Origin of the sequence: Psychrobacter sp. AH5, from assembly GCF_040371085.1 — a bacterium.
In the GTDB taxonomy this organism is placed as follows: domain Bacteria; phylum Pseudomonadota; class Gammaproteobacteria; order Pseudomonadales; family Moraxellaceae; genus Psychrobacter.
Genome location: NZ_JAMBMT010000001.1, coordinates 46,961 through 71,006 on the forward strand (window position 1 = coordinate 46,961; position 24,046 = coordinate 71,006).

Sequence of the window (24,046 nt, forward strand, 5' to 3'; positions counted from 1 at the left end):
TATGACAACTTTAAGTCCAACAGATGTAGTCATCGTTGACGGTGTACGCTCAGCGATGGGTAGAACCAAAAACGGTATGTTTCGTCATGTCCGCGCTGATAGCTTATCGGCCGAATTAGTACGCGCGCTAGTAGAGCGTAATGATTTTGATACCAATGACATCGAAGATATCATTTGGGGCTGCGTCAACCAAACTTTAGAGCAGGGCATGAACATCGGTCGCAATATTGGTCTGCTGGCTGATATTCCAAAGACCACTGGTGGCCAAACCGTGAACCGTCTTTGCGGCTCATCCATGCAGGCTTTGCATACCGCTGCCGCGCAGATCATGACTAATCAAGGCGACACTTTTATCATTGGCGGCGTTGAGCACATGGGTCACGTCGGTATGATGCACGGTATCGATATAAATCCTGCCGCCTCTAAGCACTATGCCAAAGCCTCAAACATGATGGGTCTGACCGCAGAGATGTTAGGGCGTATGAATAACGTCACGCGCGAAGAGCAAGACGCCTTTGGTCTAGAGTCACATCGCCGCGCTTGGGAGGCGACTACCCAAGGTCGTTTTGATAATGAAATTATCGGTATCGAAGGTCATGACGCTGAGGGTCGTTTGCAGCTGTGTACGGTTGATGAAGTGATTCGTCCTGATGCAACGATGGAGCAAATGCAAAAACTGCGTCCAGCCTTTGACCCAAAAGGCGGTACGGTAACGGCGGCGACTTCCTCAGCCTTATCGGATGGTGCTTCTGCAATGCTAGTCATGAGCGCGCAAAAAGCCAAAGACTTAGGTCTTAAGCCGCGCGCTCGTATTCGTAGCATGGGTATCGCTGGTTGTGATGCTGCTATCATGGGTTATGGCCCAGTTCCGGCTACCCAAAAAGCACTAAAGCGCGCAGGTCTAAGCCTTAACGATATTCAGACTATCGAGCTCAACGAAGCCTTTGCTGCACAAAGCTTAGCCGTTATCAAGTCCATGGGCTTGCAGGACAAGCAAGACATCATCAATATCAATGGTGGCGCGATTGCTTTAGGTCATCCACTTGGCTGTTCGGGCGCGCGTATCACTGTAACTCTACTTAACGCGATGGAGCAAATGGATACGGAGATTGGCCTTGCGACCATGTGTATCGGTCTAGGTCAAGGTATTGCTACCGTTATTGAGCGCGTTTAAGCCTTAATGCTATTTAATGATCAGATAGCATTTTATGTTTAAATACTGATTTTCTTAGTGCAGAGCCCCTAATTGTAATGATTGGGGGCTTTTTAGTGTTTGTTGGTGAGTTTACAATATGAGTTGATTATGAAAGTGTTATGCTCTAAGAACATATCTCAATAACAAGGAGTCAGTTATGTCAGCTAATAAAACATCGACCGCTAAAAAGGTTGCGGTTATCACGGGTTCTGCGGCAGGTTTAGGCAACGCTATTGCAACCCGATTAGCCAAAGACGGTTTTAAAGTCGTTATTCATGATATTGATGAAGACAGTCTTAAACAAGCAGAAAAGACACTTAAGGATTCCGGTTTTGAGGTTACTGCGGTAGTAGGTGACGTCGCAAATCGCGATGATCAGTTTAACTTAGTGAAACAGGCGGTAGACAAGTTTGGTCAGATAGATGTGTTTGTCAATAATGCAGGTGTGGAGTCGGTAGCGCCTTTTTTAGAGATTGAAGAACAAGAAGTCGATAAGTTATTCGATGTTAATGTCAAAGGTGTCATCTTTGGAACGCAAGCGGCCGCTGAGCAAATGAAGCAGCAAGAGGGCGTCGGCAAAATTATCAATGCTTGTAGTATTGCCGGTCATGAGTCTTACGAGATGTTAAGTCTCTACTGTGCCACTAAGTTTGCGGTACGCTCTTTTACTTACGCTACTGCGAAAGAATTGGCAGAGTACGACATCCGTGTGAACGCCTATTGCCCAGGAGTCGCTGATACGCCGATGTGGGAGCGAATTGATCAAGCTTTCGTTGATCATAAAGGCTATGAGCCCAAGCAAGCATGGAACGAGTTCACAGCTGGAATCTTAGTAGGTCGTCCTCAGCAGCCTGAAGATGTCGCAAACTTAGTCTCATTTTTAGCATCGGAGGATGCCAACTACATTACAGGACAAACGATTCTTACCGATGGTGGCATGGTATTTAGATAGGGCTAGAGGCTGATCTAAGCTAATTAAATAATGAAATGTGATGATGAAATAAAGGCTTTGCATCAACTGCAAGGTCTTTTTCTTTTATTAAGATAGACTATCTCATTGACGCCCTAAGTAAACTATGCCTAAATAAGAGTAGAGAATAAATTTATATTATAAGATTCTGTAGTACACGACTACAGTCGTACAAGGAGTGTAATATGCCTACTATGATTACTGATCGGACTTACCGTATCGCCCGCGAAAATACCCAAGCTATGGTCATCGATGTCCAAGAACGCCTGACCCCGCATATCTTAGATCACGATAAGATCACTAAAAAGATAGTGACTTTGATTAAAGGTCTCCAAGCGCTCGATATCCCTATCATGCTTAATGAACAATATAAAAAAGGCTTAGGAGAGACGTTACCTGAGATTAAACAGGTGTTAAAAGAGAGTAATGCCAAAGGCTTTGAAAAAGTGACTTTTAGCGCTTGTGATACGGATGATTCATGGCATCATTTGGCTCAACAAAACCGTAGTATCGTGCTGCTATGCGGGGTTGAGACTCATGTTTGTGTCTTGCAAACAGCGCTTGATTTGCTTGATAATGGGATGCAGCCGGTCATTATCGGTGATGCGGTAGGCTCGCGCTTTCCTTATGATAAAAAACAAGCCATTCGCCGTATCCGCCGCGCAGGGGGCGTGATTACCACGGTTGAGACCATATTGTTTGAGCTGTGCCGCTCAAGTCAAGATCCCGCTTTTAAGACTATTAGCAATCTGATCAAGTAGCTATTAAAGCAAATTTACCAAAAAGTGAAAATCAGTGAAAAACTTAAGGCAGTACCGGATAAAAATTTTATCTGTGGCGGTACTGTCTTTGATATTAATAACACCAGTGATGGCGGCAAGTCCTATCAGTAGCGCCGATAAATTAGTCAAAGATGCTAAAAAGCAAATAGGGGTGACGACGAGTTATGACCCTGCTTATCGCAAGCTTGATTTTCCGCGCGGTGATGTGCCACAAAATACCGGCGTTTGTACCGATGTGGTCATTCGCGCTTATCGTCTACAAAATATTGACTTGCAGCAGCTCATCAATGTCGATATGAAAGCTAATTTTTCGGCTTATCCTAATATTTGGGGGCTTAAAACCACCGATAAAAATATCGATCATCGCCGTGTACCCAATATTGAGACCTTTTTAGCCCGTCATGGGCAAACCTTATCGACTACTGATAAAGACATTTTTGAGGTGGGCGACATTGTGACATGGCGACTGCCTGACAGTAATTTGCCGCATATCAGTATTGTCTCAAATAATAAAGCTAATGATGGTACGCCGCTTATTATTTATAATATTGGACAAGGGACGCAAGAAGAGAATATTCTTTTTGCGTATCCTATCCATAAACACTATCGCTACTAGTTATTGAAACTAACACTGCCAATCAACGAGTTTTTTATGTTCCGTGATAAAGCTGCTACTACTCTGCAAAACTTTAATGTTTATACTAACAAGGCCAGTCGCTCTAAAGACATGGAGAGCATCACCAGTTTCTTATTAGAATTAGACGCCCTAAAGCAGGTGAACCGCCGTAATCATATCACTGCAGATCAGTCAGGTAAGGTGCGAGTAGAGAATTCTGCTGAGCATTCTTGGCACTTAGCCATGGCTTGTTGGTCGATAGCAGAATTATTTGAGCTAAAGGTCAATCATGAGCAGTTATTAAAAATGGCCTTGATTCATGATCTAGGGGAGATCGATGCTGGCGATACTTTTTTATACGCTGATACGCGAATGGACGCACATATAGACGAGCGCGCCGGTATCACGCGTCTGCAAAGCGAGCCTGGCAATGGTATTTATAATTTAAGCGAGCTTTGGGAAGAACAAGAGACCGGGTGTAGCCCTGAGACGCAACTGATAAAGGTGGTCGATCGACTACTGCCTTTTTTATTAAACTTAAATACCCAAGGCAAAACTTGGATAGCGCTGGGTATCAAGCGCTCACAAGTAGTAGCCGCTCATGCTTTTATCAAAGATAGCTTCCCTGCTATCCATCAGTGGCTCGCCGCCCAGATTGATTATGCGACTAAACAGGGCTGGTTAATTGAGGACTAGAGATAGATATAACTATCGGCCTCAAACCGGCTCTAAACCTTAGCTACGCCTAATAGCTGACCCATTTGTACCACGCTATTCGCGCTTAGCTCATTTTGCCAGTTGGCCTTCGCCGCTTTAGGCAATATGACGATAGCGGTTGAACCAAGATAAAACCGTCCTAACTCATCGCCTTTGGTAAGCGGCATATTATGAGTGGTTTCTTGAATATCCTCAGTGCGGCTGATTTTACCAGTAGCGACAGACTCAATACCTGCGACAATCATCGCACCGACCATAACTACCGCCGCTTTGCCATACTGGGTATCAAACAGACAAACCAAACGCTCATTGCGCGCGAATAGATCAGGTATATTAGCGGCCGTGGTATTATTGACCGAAAATAAGGTGCCTGGTACATAGCGAGCCGTGGTCAAAGTACCGTCAAAGGGCATATGTACCCGGTGATAATTACTCGGCGCTAGATAAACGGTTGCAAAGCTGCCACCAGCAAAATAATCACCATCAGCGCTATTGGCTAATAATTGCCCAATATCGTAATCTCGGCCTTTGGCTTGCAATAATTTATGATCGTTTATTTGCCCAAGCTGCGAGATGACCCCATCGGCAGGACTAACGATGCCGCTTGCAGTGTTGTCTATAGGACGCGCGTCCTGTTTTAGCTCACGGGTAAAAAAGTCATTAAAGCTCTCATAAGCATTGAAGTTGTCACGCTCATATTCATCAAGCGTTATGTGATAAGCTTTGGCAAAACTACGGATAAAAGCGCGCTTGACTAGCGGGTGACGACTAGCGGCTAAACGTCCGGCTGCGCGGCTGAGCTTTTGCTGAGGAACAAACTGTTGCATGGTGGTAAATAAAGTCATAACGGGGTACCAAAAGTGGTTTAAAAAAATAACGAAGAATTGAGTAGGGTATAAAATTAGACCAATGAATAACGCTATTTTATCATGCTAAGACTCTATCTGTGTGAGCATAAGTTATCAAAATAAGTTTTAAAATAAGGCATAATTAAAAGGAGGCATTAGCAATGAAAGCCCTGATTCAGCGCGTAACACAGGCTAAGGTGATAGTTGCTGAGCAGGAGGTTGGCGCTATCGAGCACGGTATATTAGCCTATATCGGACTTGCACCTGATGATAATTTGCAGGCCGCTAAGCGTATGATAGATAAGATCCTAACTTATCGTATTTTTGAAAATAACAACGATCCTGAGAAGGCCGGCAAGTTGGATCAAAACGTGCAACAAGTGGGCGGCGGCTTGCTATTAGTCTCGCAGTTCACGCTAATGGCAAAGACTGATAAAGGTCGTCGCCCTGATTTTGGCGCGGCGATGCACCCTGCTGCTGCAGAAGAGTTATTTGCCCAACTAGTCGCTTATGCCAAAACTCAGCATGCTGATATCGCCACTGGCCAATTTGGCGCTAATATGCAAGTTGCAAGTATTAACGATGGGCCCCTTAACTTTATTTTAGAAGTCGTTTAAACGTTTATTAATAGTGCTTTACTCTTTTATTAATAATGGATAAGGATTGACCGCCCTGCCATTGATATAAATGCCGTAATGCACATGCGGCGGTGTACCTTTGGCGTTACCGCTATCGCCGACATAACCAATAATATCTCCCGCCTCAACCCAATCGTTGACCGCAATGTCGCCGTACTCTTGCAGGTGCGCATAGTAATGTCCTGCGCCGCCGGGGCCAACGATGACTACCACGCGACCGCCTAAGCTATCATCACCCACCTTACTGACAACGCCGTGAGTAGTCGCTTGAATAGGGCTACCGCGATCGGCAAAGATATCGATGCCTTCATGCGAGCGGCCTGCACTACGAACGGCTCCCCAAGTGTCGGCTAGATGCTGCCCAGGCAATGGACTAGGTAAGCTATTCTCAGTGGGCAGCGGTTCTTGTAATAGATTAACCTGCTGCCACTTGGCAACCACAAAGCTCTGGGTTTGCAAACGTAGCGTCGGCAATACTTTATCGACGATAAATAACAGCGCAAATAATAAAGACGCTCTAATAAGTACGCTTAACAGCCATCCTATCAGCGAGGCTTTAGGCGCTTTGGTTTTAGCGGTTTTGGGTAGAGCCGGTGGCTTAGATAGTTTATTAGATGGCTTATTAGGTGGCATCGCGCTCTTGTAATTTAGGTGATTGGTATAATATATATCTTATGCTGTTTGACGCTAAAATACGACTAAGGCAGAGATAATTTGACAGCCTGCTTTTAGACGCTCTTAGCGATAACCTACGACTGATACATTTATGATAGAACCTATAGACAAGCTGGCGACAGCCCTTATTATCGATACCGAAACCGATCAAGGCGGTGATCCGCGTCCTATTCAAGTGGCGACTATTAATGTGGCGACTGGTTTTGAGTGGATGAAGTATTTTAATAGCGGCCGCAGCATATCACCGATAGTTATCAAAGTTCATGGTATTACTGATGATGATGTCGCAGACTGCGAACGTTTTGAATTAGAACAGTTTGCGCTACCAGAGTATTTAATTGGTCACAACGTGCGCTTTGACTGGCGGGTGATTGGTAGGCCGTCTGCTAAGCTTATTTGTACCGTTAGACTAGCAAGAGTGGCGTTTCCAGAATGGCGCTACTATGGTCAATCAAAGTGTATCGAGCAGCTATTAGGTAAAGAACAGGCTAGTGAGATGACCATTGCCGCCCACGATGCCTTAGGCGATGCGCGGATGTGCTACTTGCTTTACAAAGCTTGCTGCACGCGCTTGCAAATTGAACCAACTGACTTTGCGGCCGCTCATAAAATATCCAACAGCGCCCATCCAGTGAGCAAAATGCCTTTTGGTAAACACAAAGGCAAGCTAATCAAGGATGTGCCTATCAGCTATGTCAAATGGATGCTTGGTAACATCCATAATATGCAGCCAACCTTGTATTCAGCGTTGACTAAGCGTATCGAAGCAGAAAAGCTCAAAGAGGGATAAATGTGGCGTGCTACTCTCAGTGATCTTTATTTAACCAATCGACCGCCATCTGCCAAAGCTGTGGTGCTTTGGCATAAGTTTTACGACTAAAATAGCGCATGTGTCCGATATGATTGACCCCTAACCCTTTTGGATCTAAATAGTGCTTTTCGACTGGCATATTGGGAAACACTCTGATCATGTCGTCGATATTTTTGCTATTAGCAATCTCATCATCAGTGAAGCCTAACCATAGCGAGGGCATAGTTAGCTCATTATAAAAATGATTATGTACCGTCTTACCTAAAGCGGTTTGAATATAACCGGCGCCATTGCACCACTCGCGCCATTGACGCGCCACGCCGCGAGGTAAAGGCTCGCCCATACCGATTTTGTCAGCTGGGGTGTAGCCTAACACTAGGTTGCTTAAAGGAATAAAAGCATCCATAAATCCCATCGCTTTGGCTTTGTAGGGCATAGTCATGTTTTTGATCTGCCCTGATGAGCAAGCGACATTGAATACTGAGCTTATTGCCTGATAGTTAGGCATCAGACCGATGAGCTGACCACCAGCGCTATGACCTATTAGATGGTAGCTTGCCTGCGCAAATTCATACTGCAAAGCATCGAGCACAGCTGGCATATCATGACGACCCCAGCTTATCAATGAAGCGTCATTTTTTGCCAGCGAGGTCGTTAGCGACTCTCCAATCCCCTCGTTATCAAAGGTGAGGACCCCAAAGCCTTGTTCGGCCAGAAAAGTAGCAAAGTTATGATAAAACTGACGCTTGATACCGGTAGCTGGTGCTATCATTACTGCCACTTTTATCTCATTACTGGCTTTAGTGCTAGGCCGATAGACGCTAGCTGCTAACGGATGATTGCGCTCAGTCATGATCGTCAACTGATAGCTATCAATACTATTATCAGTGCTACTATTGGCATTTTTATGAGCGCAATCTACAGGAGTGGCAGGGTCATTATTGAGCATGGTTATATCCTAGTCGGCTTAAGAGTGTAGGTGTTGCGTAGTGATCAATCGTTGTCGAGCGTCTGTTGATAAAGCTTATGGTAAAATATATAACAATTGAAGCTAATTAATAAAAGAATTTAAATGACTGTAGTGCTACTTATAAAAAAGCGCTGCTATAACATCTAGGAAATAATATGATGCAAATGAAGATTAATAATCAAAATTATGAGGTGATTACTAGCCACGATATCGCTGATATAGAGCAAGCGGTTGATAAATCTAGCTTGTCTATGCCGTTAGTAGCGGTCTATTGCGGTTCGCGTTTGGGTAATAGTGAGATTTATGAAAAAGCAGCCCGTGAGCTTGGCAGCGCTCTAGCCAATAATGCTATGGGTCTAGTCTATGGCGGCGCTAGTATCGGTCTAATGGGAGCGGTGGCCGATGAGGTAATCAATGGTGGCGCCCAAGCAGTAGGCGTTATCCCAACCTTTATGCTCAAGCATGAAATCGCCCATCAAGGCTTAACCCGTCTACATCTGACCGATACTATGCATACGCGTAAAACGGTCATGGCTGAGTATGCCGATGCTTTTATTACCTTGCCCGGTGGTCTAGGAACGCTTGAGGAGATTATGGAGATTGCCACTTGGCGACAGCTGTATCAGCACGAAAAGCCGATGATTATTCTTAATATCAATGGCTTTTATGATCGGATGCTAGAGCATCTCAAGTTCACCACCGAACAAGGGTTTATGAAGCCGCAAGACCTTGAGCGCTTGGTGGTATGTAATACTATCGATGAAGCTATCGAAAAGCTGCAAACCATTGTCAATATTGATGAAGAAGTCGATACCAAAAAAATGGTCGGTAATTAAAACCCGCCTAGGTGCAGTAGTTGGCTATTGATGACCAATCACTAATGATTAACAACTCATTATCAATAACTAATCATAAGCTACTAGTTATAAGCCATAAAAACAGCCACTCTTATTATTAAAGAGTGGCTGTTTTATTTATAGCCTGAATCATAATTAATTGATCAACAAACTATAATTTAACCAATTACAGTTAGTTTTAGGCGTGAACAGCAGTCAAGTCATCCAGTATTACCTCATCGATACTATGATTGACCGCCGCCATCGCCAAAGGAAAACCGCGCTGCTGAGCTAATTCTCGCGCTACTCTATCAATATCAGCCTTATTATTATGCTTTAGATAAGCCCAATTATGAGTGTAACGCTGTTTATCGGCGGCTAAGTTTGGCGCTAATAAATCGATATCTATCAATTGACTAACGATTTCGTCAGCGGCCAGTAGAGTAGAGGAGGCTTTGACATTCTCAGCACGAGCATAATGCAAATGACCATACAGGCTAACATCAGCGACTCGCAAAGTATCGTCTTTGCCTGGAATCTGCTGACCTCCGTATAGCGCATTACCTACCGTGCGTGCACTACTAAAAGTCGGTACAAATTCTGCTACATATTCAATCGACTGCTGACTTCGCGCTTGTAGCGGTGCTTTATCCCAGCCATCTTCAATATAATGGACATACTGGGCAGGAAGCGTAGGTTGAGCGCTGTCTTTGGTAGAGGCTACTAGGCCGTCATCAAATAAAGTGATGGCTTTACTCATACCATGAATTTGAAAATAACCGCCCGGATAAGGGGTTAACTGCGCCATGCCCTCAGGGGTACCACGAGCGCCATAAACGATAATCTCTGGAATTTGCCCGCCTGCATCATCCCAATGAGTAATGTAGGAGGATTTGAATTCGACCATACGCTCGACATCGACTCCAACCATATCATCGATAATACCGGTACGAAAGCCGCACGCATTGATTAAATAATCTACTTCGATAGATTCAGTCTGACTAGTAGAGTTATTATCGTTAGCTTTTTGTTGGTAATCCACGCGCCATTTGCTAACATGGTGATTGGCATTGGTGCAGTCTGTACACTCGACGGCGACGACTTGCTCGACTTGAGTATCGGTGAAGACATGAGCATTGTCATAGCCCTCCAAAGCCAATTGCGCAGAAGCGGCTAAGCGAAATATATTCCAGCCATATTCTTGCACGACTATCAGCGGATACTTGACCTTATTTAGATCCAAGTATTTAGCCGCTGGAATAACCCATTCATCAACCGTGGTAGGTACAGCTACTTGCTCGCGGTTAGATAACTCAATAAGCTGCTCCTGACTATAAAGCTGATAGTAGTCCTCAGGCTCGCCTAGCACTTTATTTTTGGGATCCTCAGCGATCAGCTCACGATAAGCCTCAGTTAGTATATCCAAGCGTGGTAACAAGTCTTCCGGCAAACCCTCATCGCGGGTTGGTACGGCAAAGACAGTAGGACGCACATCGATAGTATGAGGATACAGGCGCAAAATATCGATACACTGCTTAAGTAGGGCTACGCAGTCCTCATCAGGAATCTCACGATACAGATTGCCGCCAGCATGCAAATGACACATAGGCGGGCCGTCAATCAGTGAGGACTTTTTTTCAAATAAATAAGTCTCAAGACCTAAAGCCGCTAAGCGAATAGCAATAGTCGCGCCAGCCGTACCACCGCCCAAAATACCAACTCGCTTAGCAGGATTAGAGGGATCTTTTGCTGTAGTATTGGTAAGGCTAGTAAGCATTGAAGACTGTGTCTGATTAGAGAGTATGGTCATTAGTGTGCTCTTATTTATTTAGCAGTTTAAAATTCGATATCTCATTATTTATACGTTTTGACTGATATCGACAAGTGTTACTGTTTTTGAAGTTATAGAGGATATGCGTCCGTTAAAAGCTTAATTCAATCAAATCTACAAACTTTAACAGCTCTTTTAACCCTAACTTATTATGTAGAAATACTTATCTTCTTTAGAACTATTTTATAAAAAACTAAAGGATATATCATAGCAGTTACGTAAGAAGATGCATTAGTTTTGTCACTAAAAACCTAGCATCCCAAGCTTACCAAAAGGCATTAATGGACGGCTTTTAAAGCGCCATAATAAGAATGATTACTAGGTTAACAATAGAGTTGTTATAGGTTTTGTAAGTTTTTTGATTAACAAAATAGATTGTTGCAGGACTGTGTTATATTAAAATGGATTAAAGCGGTATTTAGAGCATATTTATAAAGCATACTTAAAGTATTAGGCTTGCCATTAACATTGTCCTAAAAATGCAAATAACAATAAAACTCATAACGATAAGGAAGTTATTATGAAAAATATTATGATACTCACAGCTGTTGCAGGTGTTTTGAGCCTAACAGGCTGCTCAACGATAGATAATGTACTAGGAACGAATTTGGCGGGTATGAACGATAAGCAAGCCACTAGTAGTATGGGTATGAATAATGCTGTACCAGTGAGCAGTTTGAACGGTGTACTGGTTGACTCTCGCAACAATATGACTTTATATACCTTTGATAAAGATACAATGAATAAGTCAAATTGTTTGGGAGATTGCTTAAAGGCTTGGCCGGCACTAAAAGCGACCAAAGGTAATACTACTTTAGGGCAGTATTCCACTTTTCAGCGTGATGATGGTAGCTATCAATGGGCGGTAAATGGTAAGCCTTTATATTACTTTGTCAAAGATAAAAAAGCGGGCGATATGATGGGAAATAATGTCAAAAACGTTTGGCATGTTGTTAAAACCAAATAATAAAAATGCAGCTTTTAAGATAAATCCTTTAAACCTTATTAAGGTTAAAAACAGTAGCAGCTACTCCTTGAGATAGCTGCTTTTTTGCTTGTGGAGTAACTAATATGTAGTAATTGTATTAACAACTATATTAAGATAAGTTTTGTGCTGTTACTGACTAGTGGTAACCGTGCCAGCTAGCATAGACGCTACTTGCATTAGCGCTTAAAAACCGTTAAAATCGCGGTTCAATTTTCCCGCTGGGGATAGGCTAAGGAGCAGTGGTGTGGTGTTGGGTACTGGAATAAGCCAGTGACACAATGGCTAGACTGATAGATGTGCTTAGTGCCTCAGTTACGTATGTTTAAGAGCTTAAAGTATTAAGCAGACATACATCGGACCTAGAGAGATTATTATGCGTAAAGATATCCATCCTAATTACCAAGAAGTTTTATTCCATGACACTAACGCTGACGTGTTTTTCTTAACTCGCTCAACCGTTAAGACCAAGACCACTCGCGAGTATGAAGGCACAGAATACCCATACTATCCGCTTGATATCTCAAGTGCGTCACACCCATTCTACACAGGCGAGCAGCGTAAGAGCTCTACTGAAGGCCGTGTTGCTAGCTTCAACAAACGCTTTGGTGCGTTTGGTGGTCGTAGCAAAAAAGCCGCTGAGTAAGCTTTACGACTGGATTTGGCTTGTTATGATAATAAGTCAAAACATACAAAAAACCGCTGAATATTCAGCGGTTTTTTGTGTTTATGGGTTCCATCCTACAATAAGGTGACAAATTTTAGCCTTTATTTAGCCTTTAGCAGCTCGCTAATAAGCTCAGCTAACTGCTGAGCCCAGTACTTATAAGTAATGGGACTAGGATGGAAACCATCACTAGCAAACATAGTAGCGGGGTCGATGGGCTGACCATTGCTATGCTCTTCACTCATACGCTTAAAGTCCGCTTCCATGTAGTAGACGCCGCCGTGCTCAGCACACACTTGCTGCAATACTTTATCTAAACTTGTCGCGATGGCTCCTATAAAGTCATTTAGCGGTGCTGGCAAGGCAGGCATCTGCGCCATCGGTGGTAAGCTTGAAAAGATAAGCACACGTACGCCAAATTTGCGTTTAGCAACAGCGATAATCTCCTCCAAATGCTTTTGCCAGTGGTGTTTAGCGATATTGGTCGTGGTGTCATTGACCCCGACGCTTAGCACCATGACATCGACTGGCAGCTTAGGCGCTGGCATGACATACAAGCGGCGCAAAATATCGAAGCTAGTATGTCCGGTTGTCGCTTGTAGTGACCAATCAATCATATCGAATTGGGCGTTGATAATCGCTTGCTGCTGTAAGACCGGTATGAGCTTGCCGATTAGCGCATCTGTCTGCGTCTTACTACCCACGCCTGCGGCTGCAGAGTCGCCAACTAACATCAGAGTCAGTCTTCTAGCGGCTGTCAGCTTACCAGTTTGGCTAAGATGAAGCTGACCATGACGCTCGCCCTCAGGTTCAGGCAAGCGCACGGTATCACGCTTTACTTTACGCCCTTGATAAATATAAATAGGCGCAAGAAGCACATCTTTCGCTGATAATTTAACTGCTACTACCATCCTGTACGCTCTCTTATAACTGTTAGGCTATCATCAACCATTAATTTGCCATCGACATAGACCTTACGCAGTAAGCTTTCACTATTAGCGTGAGTATCAGCTTTTAATTGCTCGGTCTTAACCGTTCTTACTTGACCCTTGCTATCTTTTATTAAGGCCAGTCGTCCTTTTTTGGAGCGTTTAGAATGACTTGTAACTGGATCTTTATAGATATCTTGCCAATCGCCATTGATACAGATGGCGCTAGCTTTCATCGCCCAGCTCATCGTATCGCGGTTGACTTGTTGCAGCAAACCGCCGCCCATGCCAAAGGTGATATTTTCAGCGCTAAAGCCAGCTTCCATGACCGCATTGATGATTTTACCTAAGCTTTGCGCGCTGATACCATCGCCTTGAATGAGCCGTACATAATCAGGCAGCACTTTATAGCCTTTGCTATTGATAGTAGTGCCAAATTTCACCGCTAAACGCTCTAAAGCTTCTCGCACCACCTTAATCGGCTCGCCACTATCAGGTCTGATAACTAAAGTGCCGCCCATATTTTTGACCGCCTCCTTTAGCGCGTCACCCCAAATATTGTCGATAGCATTCCATAAGTCGTAGCTGTCTGAAACTACCGAAAAGGCTTTATCTTTACCGCCAAATTGCTCAATCATATTAGCAAAAGCCGCCGTTTCGCCTTCGCGTCCCCAAGCAGTCATGGTGCTGTGCTCAGCGGCAGGAATAGAAAAAGCTGCCATGTCTTTATCCATTCCATACCAGCGACTAGCAGCCACCAAAGCGGTCATCGAATCGGTACCCGAGAAATTAACTAAGTTTGCAAGACTGCCTAGCGCTACTGATTCAAAGCTTGAGGCTCCGCGCGCGCCAAAATCATGCAATCTAAAAGGTAGCGAATCAGTATTATCAGCGGACTTCTCTAATGCTTTACGAATAATACCTTTGCAATAATAGGAGATACTAGCGACCGTTGAGGGATACCAAATAGCGCGTAGTAGGGCGGTTTCAAGATAGCTTGGCAGCCAATAGAACTCAGGATCAGTATTGACAATCTGACAGACCACATTCGAGACTAGCACGATACTACCTTCAGGCACAGCCTCGATACATACTGGCAGATAGCCGCTGTGCTTCTCAAGCAAACGCTGCCAACCGCTACGATTGAAGGGTAGGCCATGTGCCTTAATCACCAACTCCGCTTCATCGATATCTTGCTGAGTAATAGGGCGGCTAAGATACTCTTTGATAAAGGCTTGTAGACCGAAGAACACCACATCATAATCGCCACCTCTAGCCTCAACATAGCTTGACATATACTCGCTACCCTTTGGGTATTGCACCCAGTGTGAGGTTTTATAACTGTCAGAATTTAAGATTAAATTTTTAAAATTGCTGGTGTACATCACAGAACTCCTCTGCTTTAAAATACCGTAGCTGCTTTTTTAAGGGGCAGTTACGGCAGTTGACCCTTGCCGTCTATCGGCTTAGGTGGTAAAACGTAGTAATCAATCAAAGCCCAACCATCTTTGTGATAATGGCATAATGATCTTCGAACATCATCTTGGCATCAAGCTCAGCCAGTGGTAACCAAAAAGCGCGAGCGGCATCATCACCGCCTTTGACTTTTGGTAGACCTTCGGCATCACTCTTTAATTGTAAATAAAAAGCTTGGGTAATGGTGCGTCCACGTGCGGAGCGATAAGGATCATCAAAGGTATGCTGACTGTGAAATGAGCCACGCAGTACTGGCTCTGGTACCTTGAGACGGGTCTCTTCGCGTAGCTCACGGATACAGGCATCAAATAGAGTCTCTTTGGGGTTGAGAAACCCGCCCGGCAAGGCCCAAAGACCACGTCCCGGCATACTGCGGCGCTCAACAAGTAAGATATGTCCAGATTGCACCACCAAAGCATCGGCGGTCATGAAGGTCGGCGGATAGGGCGCCGCTTCCCATTGTTTTTTATACTTATCAATAAATCCCGCCTCTTCATGCAAGCGCTGATACTCGCAGGTTTCTCTAAATTCGCTGAGCACTTGACGAGTCGCCTCAGGGGTACGCTCAGGGGTTGGCATCGCGCCCATCAGATAGCTATCACGAATAGGAGTGGCGGATAGATTATGATAGTTTGGCACCGAGACTGAGGCCCAATAAGGAAATAGCGATAAATAGTAAGAAGAGCTGTCTTTTGAATGACCGATAAGACCAATATCAGCGTTTAGATCGCCGGTAACCGAACGTACGCTAGCTTGGACATATTTAAGCCAGCGCGTGTCGTTATAAAGCGCGTCATCAAGCGCTACGCAGTGGATTCTATCCGCCTCAGCTTTTGCATAAGCGCCTTTGATCATAGCAGTGCGCTCGCTGACCGAAAAAGGATTGCGCAGACTACGCGGCAGATTAGCAGAGCCAATAAGTATAATAACCGCATCTGCGCGTTTTAGGGCTTCATTGATGACGGCCATATGCCCGCAATGAAAAGGCTGAAAGCGGCCGATAAAAACTAGATAATTATAATGTTTTTTATTATTTTTCTTGGCTGATGATTGGCTCATATAGCTCCATTCCCTACGACAAACTTATTTATTATGGCGACAAGTGTATGCAATGACGCTAATACTGACACAGCTTAAGAGTGGCTGACAAGTGTAAAGATGTTTTGTGGAAGCACAAATAGATGCTTTATAAAAAACCCCTCTAAAAATAGAAGGGCTTTATAGTGATTATTTATCAAGCTAAGACTGATCTATAGTGATTCAATCTTCTCTAGACCTTGTTGTTCAATGACGGCAGTCAAGCCATCATCAGCCTCCATACGTTTGATAAAGCCATTTATATTACTGTATTTGGATAAGTCAATCTCAAACTTCTTCGCCCAGGTTAGCGTTATATAGAGATAGACATCAGCCGTGGTTTTGGTGCCTGTTAAATAGTCCTGTTTACCCAATTGCTCATTAGGCAGTCTCATAAGATGAGCAATATTGTCTTTGGCTTTTTTCTTTAAGCTCTCTTGTGCCGCTTCTCCTTCCACAAAACCATCAGGACCGAACAGCGGCGCAAAAGCCTTGTGAACGTCAGCGTTAATAAAAGCTAACCAATGCATAATATCGGCTTTGCCCGCCGCTGAGGTATCCATACCAAAAATATTAGCCTCAGGATAATTGGCATCGATATAGACTTGGGTGGCGATATTTTGAGTGACGATGATGTCGGAGCCTTCAATGTTATCGACAATTGCAGGTACAGCGCCTTGTGGATTAATACGCAAATACTCTTCTGATTTGACTGAATCATGATCTAGCAACTCAAGCTCATAATCAGCGCCAGTCCACTCCAAAGCGGTATGCGGCACGACTGCGCAAGTCCCTGGTATGACGTATAACTTCATAATTTACTCCTGTTAATTATTGATTATCATTATAAAGTCTAAACAGCGAGCTTAGGTAAGTCCGTTACCTTCTGTGAAGTTAGTAATAATAGTTGTAGCGCTACTGATTAAGCTTAACTTGCATAGTTATCAATCCATGCAGCAACGGTAGGCCAAATCTCATTCGATGAATGGCGGCTCATTAGCACTCGCGTATGATCGTAATCTTCCAAATGACTGTTCGCCAACGAGTATTCGATAAAGACGTTATCAGCATTACCAAAATTATCAAAAAATAGCTTACAGCCGCGAGTAGGCGAGACAAAACGATCGCCTTTGCCGCTGATAGCATAGACAGGAGGAGTTATATCTACCATAGCTGCTCGATAATCAAAATACTGATTTTTATCTTTATCTTTAAGAAAGCTACTTTTAAAATTTTTCTGTAGATTCCAGTCATACCACTGGCTCATGGTGTAGTAGCTCTCGTTAAAAGGCCCTAAACCCAGCTTTTTGGCAGGTATATAGCCCAGTAACTTGGTGACTAATTTCAGTGCCAGTATTTGGGTGTATCTGATAGGAGTGGTTACGGCGCCGTAGGCTTGACAAGCAAAGGTGCTAATACTGTTTATTTTATCGATATAGTCAGGGTATTGGACTAAAAACATCGCCAGTCCAACACCGCCGCCGCTATGAGTCACACAGTGCAGGTTATCGAGTTTTAGCTCATCGAATAAATAGCAAAAAGTTGCTTCATAGTCATAAGTCGCTACCGTTTCGAAGTTAAATTCTTCGGTTGGTGAGGAGCTATGACCATGACCGCGCCATTCCATGACGTAGCAAGTATGACCTAATTGGCATAAGTAACTGGCAATTCCTAAACAGACTTTTTTATCTGAAAAAGTACCATGGGTTAAAAAGATGTTTTGTGCTTTATGCGCTCTATGCGTTGTAGACTTTTCACCAGCAGCCGTGACTTTCCAAACGGCAACTTGCTCATTATCTCTCGTAGTTACTAGCTTTAGAGTTTCGGTAATCATAAAAGCAGCTCAGGGCGATAAAGGGGGCAGAGTAAAAGCACTATCTTAACTTATTTTGATTAGTATATTTTTTACCTCTTTTTATTATTATAAAAAAGGCCAGTAAGAGAGTTGCTTACTGGCTGCTAATGGTTTTGTTTTTACAGTGCTTTGTTTTTTATAGTACTTTTTATAGTATTTAGCTAGTTTGCTTAGCTTTTATTGTATAACTCAGTTGCTTTTTAGTCCGCTTTACTAAATTCGTTAAATGACGCGACCGCCTCTGCTGCATACATCATCGAGGGGCCACCGCCCATATACACAAACGCCTAGAGTCTCAGCGACTTCTTGCTCTGTCGCGCCAAGTCTAACCAAAGCTTTGGTGTGAAAGCCAATACAAGCATCACAGCGACCGCCAACGGCTAATGCCAATGCAATTAGCTCTTTGGTTTTTAGATCAAGTACGCCATCAGCAGTGGCCGCGGCACTAAGCTGTGAGAAAGCTTTGGTGGTTTCGGGTATGTTTTTATGTAGCTTTGCCATGTTGGTGGAGACGTGTTTGGTGATATCTTTGAATGATTTACTCATGGGTTACTCCTCTTTGGTTTGACATTTAGACCATATATTTAATATTAATTATTATAATATATAAATAAATATATTATATCAAGCCCCTTAATGCGGATTTGTTATAAAATTAAAGCCAACAGAGAGTGAGTGAGAATGACTTAACAGTAAACTTTGTAAAGATAGGAGATACTTGAAACTAAAGTCATCGGCTACATATAAATGAACAGCTTAAAGCTTTGTTAGCGATAGTCCGTTAAGGTCAGAGCTACTTTTATGCAACGATTTTGTTAGTTTTTATTAATTCATAGTGGCGCAGTCGGAATTGGCTGTTTATTGCGTTATAATGAGCATACTGAACGTACAAAACCCTAGCTCGTTAGTATTGAACAATTCTAATAATAAATACTGATGATTTATAGACGGATGCTTACTTAGCTTTAACAGCTTTAGCTAATGAATAGCTGTTTACACAGTAATTCTGTTTAACTTATCTGACCATTATTACCCCTTAAAGACACTCAAGCTGCAAAAAAAGCGCACTAGTGTCCTAACATATAGGAAGCATTATGAGTAATCAAAACCCAAGCGCAGCCGCTCCTGCTAACGCTGAATCAGCAGAATTTGAATCAGCGCTTGATACTGAGCAAACCCAGATCAAGAGCAATATTACTATCACCGAAGCTGCCCAAGGTTATCTAGCAGATTTGCTCTCCAAGCAAGATACTGACGGCATTGGTGTACGTATTTTTGTTGAGCATCCAGGTACGCCGCGCGCTGAGTGCTGTATGGCCTATAACCAACCTGGCGAAGAAGATAGCGCCGATCTCAAATTCAGCTATGATAGCTTTGAGGCCTTTATTGACGCCGCCTCTGTACCTTATTTAGAAGATGCAGTCATCGATTATAATAAAGATCGTTTCGGTGGGCAGCTGACTTTCCGCGCGCCCAATTCAAAAGTGCCAAAAGTAGGCGCTGATGCGAGCATTGAGGAGCGTATTAACTATGTGCTGCAATCGGAGATTAACCCAAGTTTAGCGGCGCATGGTGGCGATGTGCAATTGCTGGAGCTGATCGAAGAAGAAGGCGTCGGCCTGACTGCTGTGCTGAAATTCGGTGGTGGTTGTCAGGGCTGCTCAGCGGTCGATATGACTTTACGTCAAGGGGTTGAGGTGCAGCTTAAGCAGCAAATACCAGAGCTGACGCAAGTGGTCGATGATACCGACCATACTCGTACTGAAAACGCTTATTATAAGTAGGCTCTAAGTGAAAAATAAGCAAGCTCTGAGTAAAGATAAAGTATGAATTGACTTTGCTTATGAGATATATTCATTAAGTAATGAAAAATTCGCTATTCTTTTCATAAGGAAGCTGGGTTATGATTAACTCAGCTTTTTTTATGCCTATCATTTGGCAAAATGTTTTTTTAATGATTATAACGAATAAGGAGTACTTTGTGAGTGCAGAACAACTAGAAAACGGCAATAGCCAACGTTTAGAGACTTTAGCTATTCATGCCGGCTATACCGTAGAGCCTACCACCAAAGCGGTAGCGGTGCCTATTTATCATACCAGCTCTTATGCTTTTGATAATACTCAGCACGGGGCAGATTTATTTGATCTAAAAGTCGCTGGCAACATCTACACCCGCATTATGAACCCAACTAACGCAGTGTTAGAAGAGCGCGTTGCAGCATTAGAGGGCGGTATTGGCGGTTTAGCAGTCGCCTCTGGCATGGCAGCGATTACTTACGCGGTGCAGACTATCTGTCAGGCAGGAGATAATATCGTCGCAGTATCGACGCTATATGGCGGTACTTATAATCTATTTGCTCATACGTTGCCGCGCCAAGGTATTGAGGTGCGCTTCTTTGATCATAACGACCCTGAGTCTATCCGTGATCTAATTGATGATAAGACCAAGATGGTATTTGCTGAGAGTATCGGTAACCCACTTGGCAATATCATCGATATTCAAGCGGTAAGCGATATCGCGCACGAATATGGCGTACCAGTGGTGATTGATAATACTGTGGCCACGCCAGCGCTTTGCCGTCCTTTTGAGTTCGGTGCTGACATTGTCATTCACTCATTGACCAAGTATATGAGCGGTACGGGCACCTCTATCGGCGGCGCTATCATTGATAGTGGCAAATTTGCTTGGGGGGACTATCCTGAGCGTTTCCCGCTGTTAAACGAGCCAGATGTGAGCTATCACGGGGTAAATTTTGTCAAAGATGTGGGCGCAGCGGCCTTTATTGCGCGTGCGCGCGTAGCACCACTACGTAATACAGGGGCAGCACTAAGCCCACTTAATGCCTTTAGTATCTTGCAAGGTATCGAGACTTTAAGTTTACGAATGGAGCGCCATGTACAAAACGCGCAAGCGGTCGCTGAATATCTAAAAGGCCATGATAAAGTCGCTTGGATTAAGTATGCTGGCCTAGCAGATCACCCCGATCATAAGCTGGCGCAAAAATACATGAAAGGCACGCCATCTGCTATTTTAACGTTTGGCGTAAAAGGGGGCCGCGAAGCTGGTGCGCGCTTTATTGACGCTTTGCAATTGATTACCCGTCTAGTCAATATTGGCGATGCAAAATCTTTGGCAAGCCATCCGGCCACCACCACCCATCGTCAGTTAAATGCTGAGGAGCTTAAGCAAGCTGGCGTGAGCGAAGATATGATACGATTATCGATCGGTATTGAGCATATTGAAGATATCAAAGCCGACTTAGAACAAGCTTTGGCTGCCGCTTAATACAATAATAAACATAGTAGTTACTCAAAATAAAACTCCCACTTCATTTATTGAGATGGGAGTTTTTTATTTACCAGCTTAAAGCTCAAAACCACTCACAACTATAGATATAACTGTCGTTGTCATTATCAGCTAGCATTATAGGTTAGCACTATAGCTAGTTACGCGCTCAGTACTCTGCGTGCAATGTCTTTGTACACTTGCGACTCTAAACGCGGGCCAAACTGTTGAATCACTTGCGCCGATACTTCGCCCGCCAGACGTCCGCATTCGGGTAAGGAGTAATGCTGAGACAACGCGTACAAAAAAGCCCCAGAGTAGTTATCACCAGCGCCATTGGTATCGATGACATCGATTACTTTAGGAGTAGGCACTTGATGAACGCTTACCTCTGACTGATTATCAGGCTTATGAGCGATCATAGTATCGTTAGCGCTATCGGTAACTACCGCGATGTGGCAATAATCGAGAAGGGCGCGAGCTGCGGCTTTAATCTGCTTCTTCTCCGTGAATAGCTTGGCCTCTTCGCTATTACAAAATATCACCGCGACCTTGTTACCAAGCATATTGAGCAGGCCCTCTTTGGCAAACTTCACTACCGCAGGATCTGCAAAGCTTACGGCAATCTTGGCATTATGGATACCGGCTTGATGACGTAATTTGGTCATAGCCGGTTGAATGGTTGCAGACATCGCTAGGTAGCCCTCTAAATACAACCAATCTGCTTTTATTAAAGCCTCAAAGTTGACGTTTTCTTCTGCGATATCAGCAGAGGTGCCAAGATAGGTTTGCATAGTGCGCTCACCATCGTCAGTCACCGCAACCACACAAGAGCCTGTCACACCGCCGCTATGAACTGACTGCTCTGAGGTCGCTACTCCTGCTTTATTTAGATCTTGCAAATAAAACTGACCCGGCTCATCATCGCCTACGCGGCAAGCATAAAAAGGCTTACCGCCTAAGCTGGCAAAAGCGTACATAGCATTAGCTGCTGAGCCGCCACCGGCCTGCTTTGAGGGTTCAATATTTGCTAATTGAAAATAGGCGAGCAATTGCTGCTGATCTTCAAACTGCGCTAGCGTCATATTGCCTTTGGTTAATGCCGTCTCTTCTAATTCAGCATCGCTAAGCACATATTCGTGATCCACCAAAGCGTTACCTACTGCTATTACATCGTACATGACTTGCCTCCTTAAATGAGCTAAAAACTGTGTTTTAAAACCTATGTTTTAAGATAAGTAGTTTAAAATCTATCAAATTGTTATCACCAATCAACTATCTTACGCCTGCAGCTCAAGTAAACGCTGATACAAGGCATTTTTTTTGACGCCAGTGAGATCAGCGGCCAAAGCTGCAGCTTTTTTTACTGACAAGTCCTCTAGTAGCCGCATTAGTAGTTGGTCATGGACACTAATATCATCGCTATCTTGGACGCTAGCTGCTCCTGCAACCACTACTACGATTTCGCCGCGCTGCTGATTATCATCAGCTTTGACAAACTCAATCAGCTCAGCAAGTGTGGTTTTATGTACCGTTTCAAAGGTTTTGGTTAGCTCGCGACAAAAGGTCGCCTCGCGCTCAGCACCGAAGACGGCCGCCATATCGGTTAAGCTTGCGATGATGCGATGCGGCGCTTCATAAAATATCAAGGTTTCTGTACGCGACTTTAGCGCCTCAAGTTGTTTTTGACGGCCATGAGTTTTGGCATTCAAAAAACCAATGAAGCTAAAGCGATTGGAGGGTAGGCCTGCAACCGATAGCGCAGCGATAGCGGCTGAAGCGCCAACAATAGGCGAGACGGTGACTCCGGCATCGTGAGCAGCTTGTACTAACTGATAGCCCGGATCGCTGACTAATGGCGTGCCAGCATCACTAATTAGCGCCACCGAATGGCCTTGCTGGATCATCTCAATGATTTTTGGGGTTTGAATAGCGCTATTGTGTTCATGATAAGCCCAAAGCTTATTATGGCCTTTTTTATTAGCGTCGTTATCTGTTAAAGCATCTGCTTCGTCATTGCGAACATCGGCTACTTTGTCAGCTTTAGTGTTTATACCAAAATGTGATAGTAACTTGCCTGAGGTGCGAGTGTCTTCGCAAGCGATAATAGCGACTTGCTTTAGCGTCTCAATGGCGTGAGGGGTCATGTCGGCCATATTGCCAATAGGGGTCGCCACAATGTATAAACACGCCGGCATCTTGGTAGGGGTAGACATGAAAACCTCATTAGAAAAATTAAAAATAGCCTCTCAAGGAGGTACAAGTTGCGCCTTTATTGAGTAACTAGTGCATTTAAGTAAATGTTATAAATAATAGCATGCGCCAAAAACCTAGCTAGTTTAGCATGTTGTGCTATGATAATTCTGAAATGTTGAGCAGACTAATTAGCGCTATGGCGGATAGAAAGGTAGACAAAAAGGCAGATAATAAGCCCCTAGTATTAAGCTCACCCAAGCAGCGTCAAGGTAGCCATTATGAGCGCCAAGCTTGTCAGTATCTACAAGCAAAAGGGCTAATTCTTATTGCTCAAAACTGGCAACAGCCCAAAGTTGGCGAGCTAGATTTGGTGATGTTAGAGGTTGGCGCGACATGGTCGACTTTGGTATTTATTGAAGTACGTCAGCGCCGGCTGTCAGCTTTTGGCGATGCTGCCCTCAGTGTCACCCCTGCCAAACAAAATAAAATTATCAAAACTGCCAAATACTTTTTATACAAGCATCCCAAATACGCAGATCTTGACTGCCGTTTTGATGTGATTGCTTATAATATAAATCAATCGACTACGGCAGGCGCTTCACAGCTAGCTCAGCCTGAGTGGTTAGCAGGAGCTTTTATAGCCAAGGCTTGGTAATGATATTATATAGGGCTTATACGCCTATTTA

General features: G+C 43.9%; 24 protein-coding genes and 1 pseudogene. 13 read left to right on the forward strand and 12 right to left on the reverse strand.

Annotation, left to right across the window (positions count from 1 at the left end):
* Position 1 precedes the first annotated feature (1 nt).
* The 5 genes from fadA (at position 2) to M0N77_RS00225 (ending at position 4,259) form a co-directional block, all read left to right on the forward strand.
* Positions 2-1,174 (forward strand): acetyl-CoA C-acyltransferase FadA, encoded by a 1,173-nt coding sequence (fadA, locus tag M0N77_RS00205; protein WP_353102437.1) that lies wholly within the window; start codon positions 2-4, stop codon positions 1,172-1,174.
* 178 nt (positions 1,175-1,352) lie between these two features.
* A complete protein-coding gene (locus M0N77_RS00210; protein WP_353102439.1) occupies positions 1,353-2,147 on the forward strand; it encodes an acetoin reductase in 795 nt (264 codons plus the stop codon).
* A 203-nt stretch (positions 2,148-2,350) separates the two neighbouring features.
* On the forward strand, positions 2,351-2,926 hold the full coding sequence (locus M0N77_RS00215) for an isochorismatase family protein (protein ID WP_353102441.1): 576 nt from the start codon (positions 2,351-2,353) through the stop codon (positions 2,924-2,926).
* 109 nt (positions 2,927-3,035) lie between these two features.
* Positions 3,036-3,563: a DUF1287 domain-containing protein gene (locus M0N77_RS00220; RefSeq protein WP_371834206.1), complete on the forward strand. Its 528-nt coding sequence runs from the start codon at positions 3,036-3,038 to the stop codon at positions 3,561-3,563.
* Between the two features lie 36 nt (positions 3,564-3,599).
* Positions 3,600-4,259, forward strand: coding sequence for an HD domain-containing protein (locus M0N77_RS00225; protein ID WP_353102445.1), 660 nt, complete (start codon positions 3,600-3,602; stop codon positions 4,257-4,259).
* 32 nt (positions 4,260-4,291) lie between these two features.
* On the opposite strand, the gene asd is transcribed toward M0N77_RS00225, so the two are convergent.
* Positions 4,292-5,125, reverse strand: coding sequence for an archaetidylserine decarboxylase (gene asd / locus M0N77_RS00230; RefSeq protein ID WP_353102447.1), 834 nt, complete (start codon positions 5,123-5,125; stop codon positions 4,292-4,294).
* Positions 5,126-5,289: 164 nt separating this feature from the next.
* On the opposite strand from asd, the gene dtd reads away from it, so the two are divergent.
* A complete protein-coding gene (dtd, locus tag M0N77_RS00235; protein WP_353102449.1) occupies positions 5,290-5,745 on the forward strand; it encodes a D-aminoacyl-tRNA deacylase in 456 nt (151 codons plus the stop codon).
* 18 nt (positions 5,746-5,763) lie between these two features.
* On the opposite strand, the gene M0N77_RS00240 is transcribed toward dtd, so the two are convergent.
* Positions 5,764-6,399 (reverse strand): M23 family metallopeptidase, encoded by a 636-nt coding sequence (locus tag M0N77_RS00240; RefSeq protein ID WP_353102451.1) that lies wholly within the window; start codon positions 6,397-6,399, stop codon positions 5,764-5,766.
* A gap of 133 nt (positions 6,400-6,532) precedes the next feature.
* On the opposite strand from M0N77_RS00240, the gene M0N77_RS00245 reads away from it, so the two are divergent.
* Positions 6,533-7,231 carry a putative quorum-sensing-regulated virulence factor gene (locus tag M0N77_RS00245; protein ID WP_353102453.1) on the forward strand — a complete coding sequence of 233 codons (699 nt, stop codon included), beginning with the start codon at positions 6,533-6,535 and terminating at the stop codon, positions 7,229-7,231.
* A gap of 16 nt (positions 7,232-7,247) precedes the next feature.
* Here M0N77_RS00245 and M0N77_RS00250 read toward each other — a convergent pair whose 3' ends face one another.
* Entirely contained in the window at positions 7,248-8,201 is a 954-nt protein-coding gene (locus M0N77_RS00250; RefSeq protein ID WP_353102455.1) for an alpha/beta fold hydrolase, read from the reverse strand.
* A gap of 179 nt (positions 8,202-8,380) precedes the next feature.
* On the opposite strand from M0N77_RS00250, the gene M0N77_RS00255 reads away from it, so the two are divergent.
* The gene (locus tag M0N77_RS00255; RefSeq protein WP_353105533.1) at positions 8,381-9,058 is read left to right on the forward strand and encodes a TIGR00730 family Rossman fold protein; all 678 of its coding nucleotides are present in this window, start codon (positions 8,381-8,383) and stop codon (positions 9,056-9,058) included.
* A gap of 199 nt (positions 9,059-9,257) precedes the next feature.
* Here M0N77_RS00255 and M0N77_RS00260 read toward each other — a convergent pair whose 3' ends face one another.
* The gene (locus M0N77_RS00260; protein WP_353105534.1) at positions 9,258-10,835 is read right to left on the reverse strand and encodes an FAD-dependent oxidoreductase; all 1,578 of its coding nucleotides are present in this window, start codon (positions 10,833-10,835) and stop codon (positions 9,258-9,260) included.
* Between the two features lie 574 nt (positions 10,836-11,409).
* On the opposite strand from M0N77_RS00260, the gene M0N77_RS00265 reads away from it, so the two are divergent.
* Positions 11,410-11,856 (forward strand): hypothetical protein, encoded by a 447-nt coding sequence (locus tag M0N77_RS00265; protein WP_353102457.1) that lies wholly within the window; start codon positions 11,410-11,412, stop codon positions 11,854-11,856.
* 394 nt (positions 11,857-12,250) lie between these two features.
* Entirely contained in the window at positions 12,251-12,520 is a 270-nt protein-coding gene (locus M0N77_RS00270) for a type B 50S ribosomal protein L31 (RefSeq protein ID WP_353102458.1), read from the forward strand.
* Positions 12,521-12,642: 122 nt separating this feature from the next.
* Here M0N77_RS00270 and M0N77_RS00275 read toward each other — a convergent pair whose 3' ends face one another.
* From M0N77_RS00275 to M0N77_RS00300, 6 genes and pseudogenes are all read right to left on the reverse strand, one after another.
* The gene (locus M0N77_RS00275; protein WP_353102460.1) at positions 12,643-13,452 is read right to left on the reverse strand and encodes an SGNH/GDSL hydrolase family protein; all 810 of its coding nucleotides are present in this window, start codon (positions 13,450-13,452) and stop codon (positions 12,643-12,645) included.
* The gene (locus M0N77_RS00280) at positions 13,446-14,855 is read right to left on the reverse strand and encodes a nicotinate phosphoribosyltransferase (protein WP_353102461.1); all 1,410 of its coding nucleotides are present in this window, start codon (positions 14,853-14,855) and stop codon (positions 13,446-13,448) included. The genes M0N77_RS00275 and M0N77_RS00280 overlap by 7 nt, the downstream gene beginning before the upstream one ends.
* 106 nt (positions 14,856-14,961) lie before the next feature.
* A complete protein-coding gene (locus tag M0N77_RS00285; protein ID WP_353102463.1) occupies positions 14,962-16,005 on the reverse strand; it encodes a bifunctional nicotinamide-nucleotide adenylyltransferase/Nudix hydroxylase in 1,044 nt (347 codons plus the stop codon).
* A 191-nt stretch (positions 16,006-16,196) separates the two neighbouring features.
* On the reverse strand, positions 16,197-16,838 hold the full coding sequence (locus M0N77_RS00290) for a glutathione binding-like protein (RefSeq protein ID WP_353102465.1): 642 nt from the start codon (positions 16,836-16,838) through the stop codon (positions 16,197-16,199).
* A 113-nt stretch (positions 16,839-16,951) separates the two neighbouring features.
* On the reverse strand, positions 16,952-17,857 hold the full coding sequence (locus M0N77_RS00295) for an alpha/beta fold hydrolase (protein WP_353102466.1): 906 nt from the start codon (positions 17,855-17,857) through the stop codon (positions 16,952-16,954).
* A gap of 221 nt (positions 17,858-18,078) precedes the next feature.
* Positions 18,079-18,424, reverse strand: a pseudogene (locus tag M0N77_RS00300) (carboxymuconolactone decarboxylase family protein).
* 548 nt (positions 18,425-18,972) lie between these two features.
* Here M0N77_RS00300 and nfuA point away from each other — a divergent pair.
* Positions 18,973-19,662 (forward strand): Fe-S biogenesis protein NfuA, encoded by a 690-nt coding sequence (gene nfuA, locus M0N77_RS00305; protein WP_353102468.1) that lies wholly within the window; start codon positions 18,973-18,975, stop codon positions 19,660-19,662.
* Between the two features lie 197 nt (positions 19,663-19,859).
* A complete protein-coding gene (locus tag M0N77_RS00310; RefSeq protein WP_353102470.1) occupies positions 19,860-21,164 on the forward strand; it encodes an aminotransferase class I/II-fold pyridoxal phosphate-dependent enzyme in 1,305 nt (434 codons plus the stop codon).
* A 161-nt stretch (positions 21,165-21,325) separates the two neighbouring features.
* On the opposite strand, the gene M0N77_RS00315 is transcribed toward M0N77_RS00310, so the two are convergent.
* Positions 21,326-22,345 (reverse strand): adenosine kinase, encoded by a 1,020-nt coding sequence (locus tag M0N77_RS00315; RefSeq protein WP_353102472.1) that lies wholly within the window; start codon positions 22,343-22,345, stop codon positions 21,326-21,328.
* A gap of 99 nt (positions 22,346-22,444) precedes the next feature.
* Positions 22,445-23,380, reverse strand: a complete 936-nt coding sequence (gene rsmI, locus M0N77_RS00320; protein ID WP_353102474.1) for a 16S rRNA (cytidine(1402)-2'-O)-methyltransferase — start codon at positions 23,378-23,380, stop codon at positions 22,445-22,447.
* A gap of 128 nt (positions 23,381-23,508) precedes the next feature.
* Between rsmI and M0N77_RS00325 the strand changes: the two genes are divergently transcribed.
* Positions 23,509-24,015, forward strand: a complete 507-nt coding sequence (locus tag M0N77_RS00325) for a YraN family protein (RefSeq protein ID WP_353102476.1) — start codon at positions 23,509-23,511, stop codon at positions 24,013-24,015.
* Positions 24,016-24,046: the final 31 nt, after the last annotated feature.

Coding starts and splice junctions, on each gene's coding strand:
- fadA (WP_353102437.1), top strand. CDS start 2: ATGACAACTTTAAGTCCAACAGATGTAGTCATCGTTGACGGTGTACGC.
- M0N77_RS00210 (WP_353102439.1), top strand. CDS start 1,353: ATGTCAGCTAATAAAACATCGACCGCTAAAAAGGTTGCGGTTATCACG.
- M0N77_RS00215 (WP_353102441.1), top strand. CDS start 2,351: ATGCCTACTATGATTACTGATCGGACTTACCGTATCGCCCGCGAAAAT.
- M0N77_RS00220 (WP_371834206.1), top strand. CDS start 3,036: ATGGCGGCAAGTCCTATCAGTAGCGCCGATAAATTAGTCAAAGATGCT.
- M0N77_RS00225 (WP_353102445.1), top strand. CDS start 3,600: ATGTTCCGTGATAAAGCTGCTACTACTCTGCAAAACTTTAATGTTTAT.
- asd (WP_353102447.1), bottom strand. CDS start 5,125: ATGACTTTATTTACCACCATGCAACAGTTTGTTCCTCAGCAAAAGCTC.
- dtd (WP_353102449.1), top strand. CDS start 5,290: ATGAAAGCCCTGATTCAGCGCGTAACACAGGCTAAGGTGATAGTTGCT.
- M0N77_RS00240 (WP_353102451.1), bottom strand. CDS start 6,399: ATGCCACCTAATAAGCCATCTAATAAACTATCTAAGCCACCGGCTCTA.
- M0N77_RS00245 (WP_353102453.1), top strand. CDS start 6,533: ATGATAGAACCTATAGACAAGCTGGCGACAGCCCTTATTATCGATACC.
- M0N77_RS00250 (WP_353102455.1), bottom strand. CDS start 8,201: ATGCTCAATAATGACCCTGCCACTCCTGTAGATTGCGCTCATAAAAAT.
- M0N77_RS00255 (WP_353105533.1), top strand. CDS start 8,381: ATGCAAATGAAGATTAATAATCAAAATTATGAGGTGATTACTAGCCAC.
- M0N77_RS00260 (WP_353105534.1), bottom strand. CDS start 10,835: ATGCTTACTAGCCTTACCAATACTACAGCAAAAGATCCCTCTAATCCT.
- M0N77_RS00265 (WP_353102457.1), top strand. CDS start 11,410: ATGAAAAATATTATGATACTCACAGCTGTTGCAGGTGTTTTGAGCCTA.
- M0N77_RS00270 (WP_353102458.1), top strand. CDS start 12,251: ATGCGTAAAGATATCCATCCTAATTACCAAGAAGTTTTATTCCATGAC.
- M0N77_RS00275 (WP_353102460.1), bottom strand. CDS start 13,452: ATGGTAGTAGCAGTTAAATTATCAGCGAAAGATGTGCTTCTTGCGCCT.
- M0N77_RS00280 (WP_353102461.1), bottom strand. CDS start 14,855: ATGTACACCAGCAATTTTAAAAATTTAATCTTAAATTCTGACAGTTAT.
- M0N77_RS00285 (WP_353102463.1), bottom strand. CDS start 16,005: ATGAGCCAATCATCAGCCAAGAAAAATAATAAAAAACATTATAATTAT.
- M0N77_RS00290 (WP_353102465.1), bottom strand. CDS start 16,838: ATGAAGTTATACGTCATACCAGGGACTTGCGCAGTCGTGCCGCATACC.
- M0N77_RS00295 (WP_353102466.1), bottom strand. CDS start 17,857: ATGATTACCGAAACTCTAAAGCTAGTAACTACGAGAGATAATGAGCAA.
- nfuA (WP_353102468.1), top strand. CDS start 18,973: ATGAGTAATCAAAACCCAAGCGCAGCCGCTCCTGCTAACGCTGAATCA.
- M0N77_RS00315 (WP_353102472.1), bottom strand. CDS start 22,345: ATGTACGATGTAATAGCAGTAGGTAACGCTTTGGTGGATCACGAATAT.
- rsmI (WP_353102474.1), bottom strand. CDS start 23,380: ATGTCTACCCCTACCAAGATGCCGGCGTGTTTATACATTGTGGCGACC.
- M0N77_RS00325 (WP_353102476.1), top strand. CDS start 23,509: ATGTTGTGCTATGATAATTCTGAAATGTTGAGCAGACTAATTAGCGCT.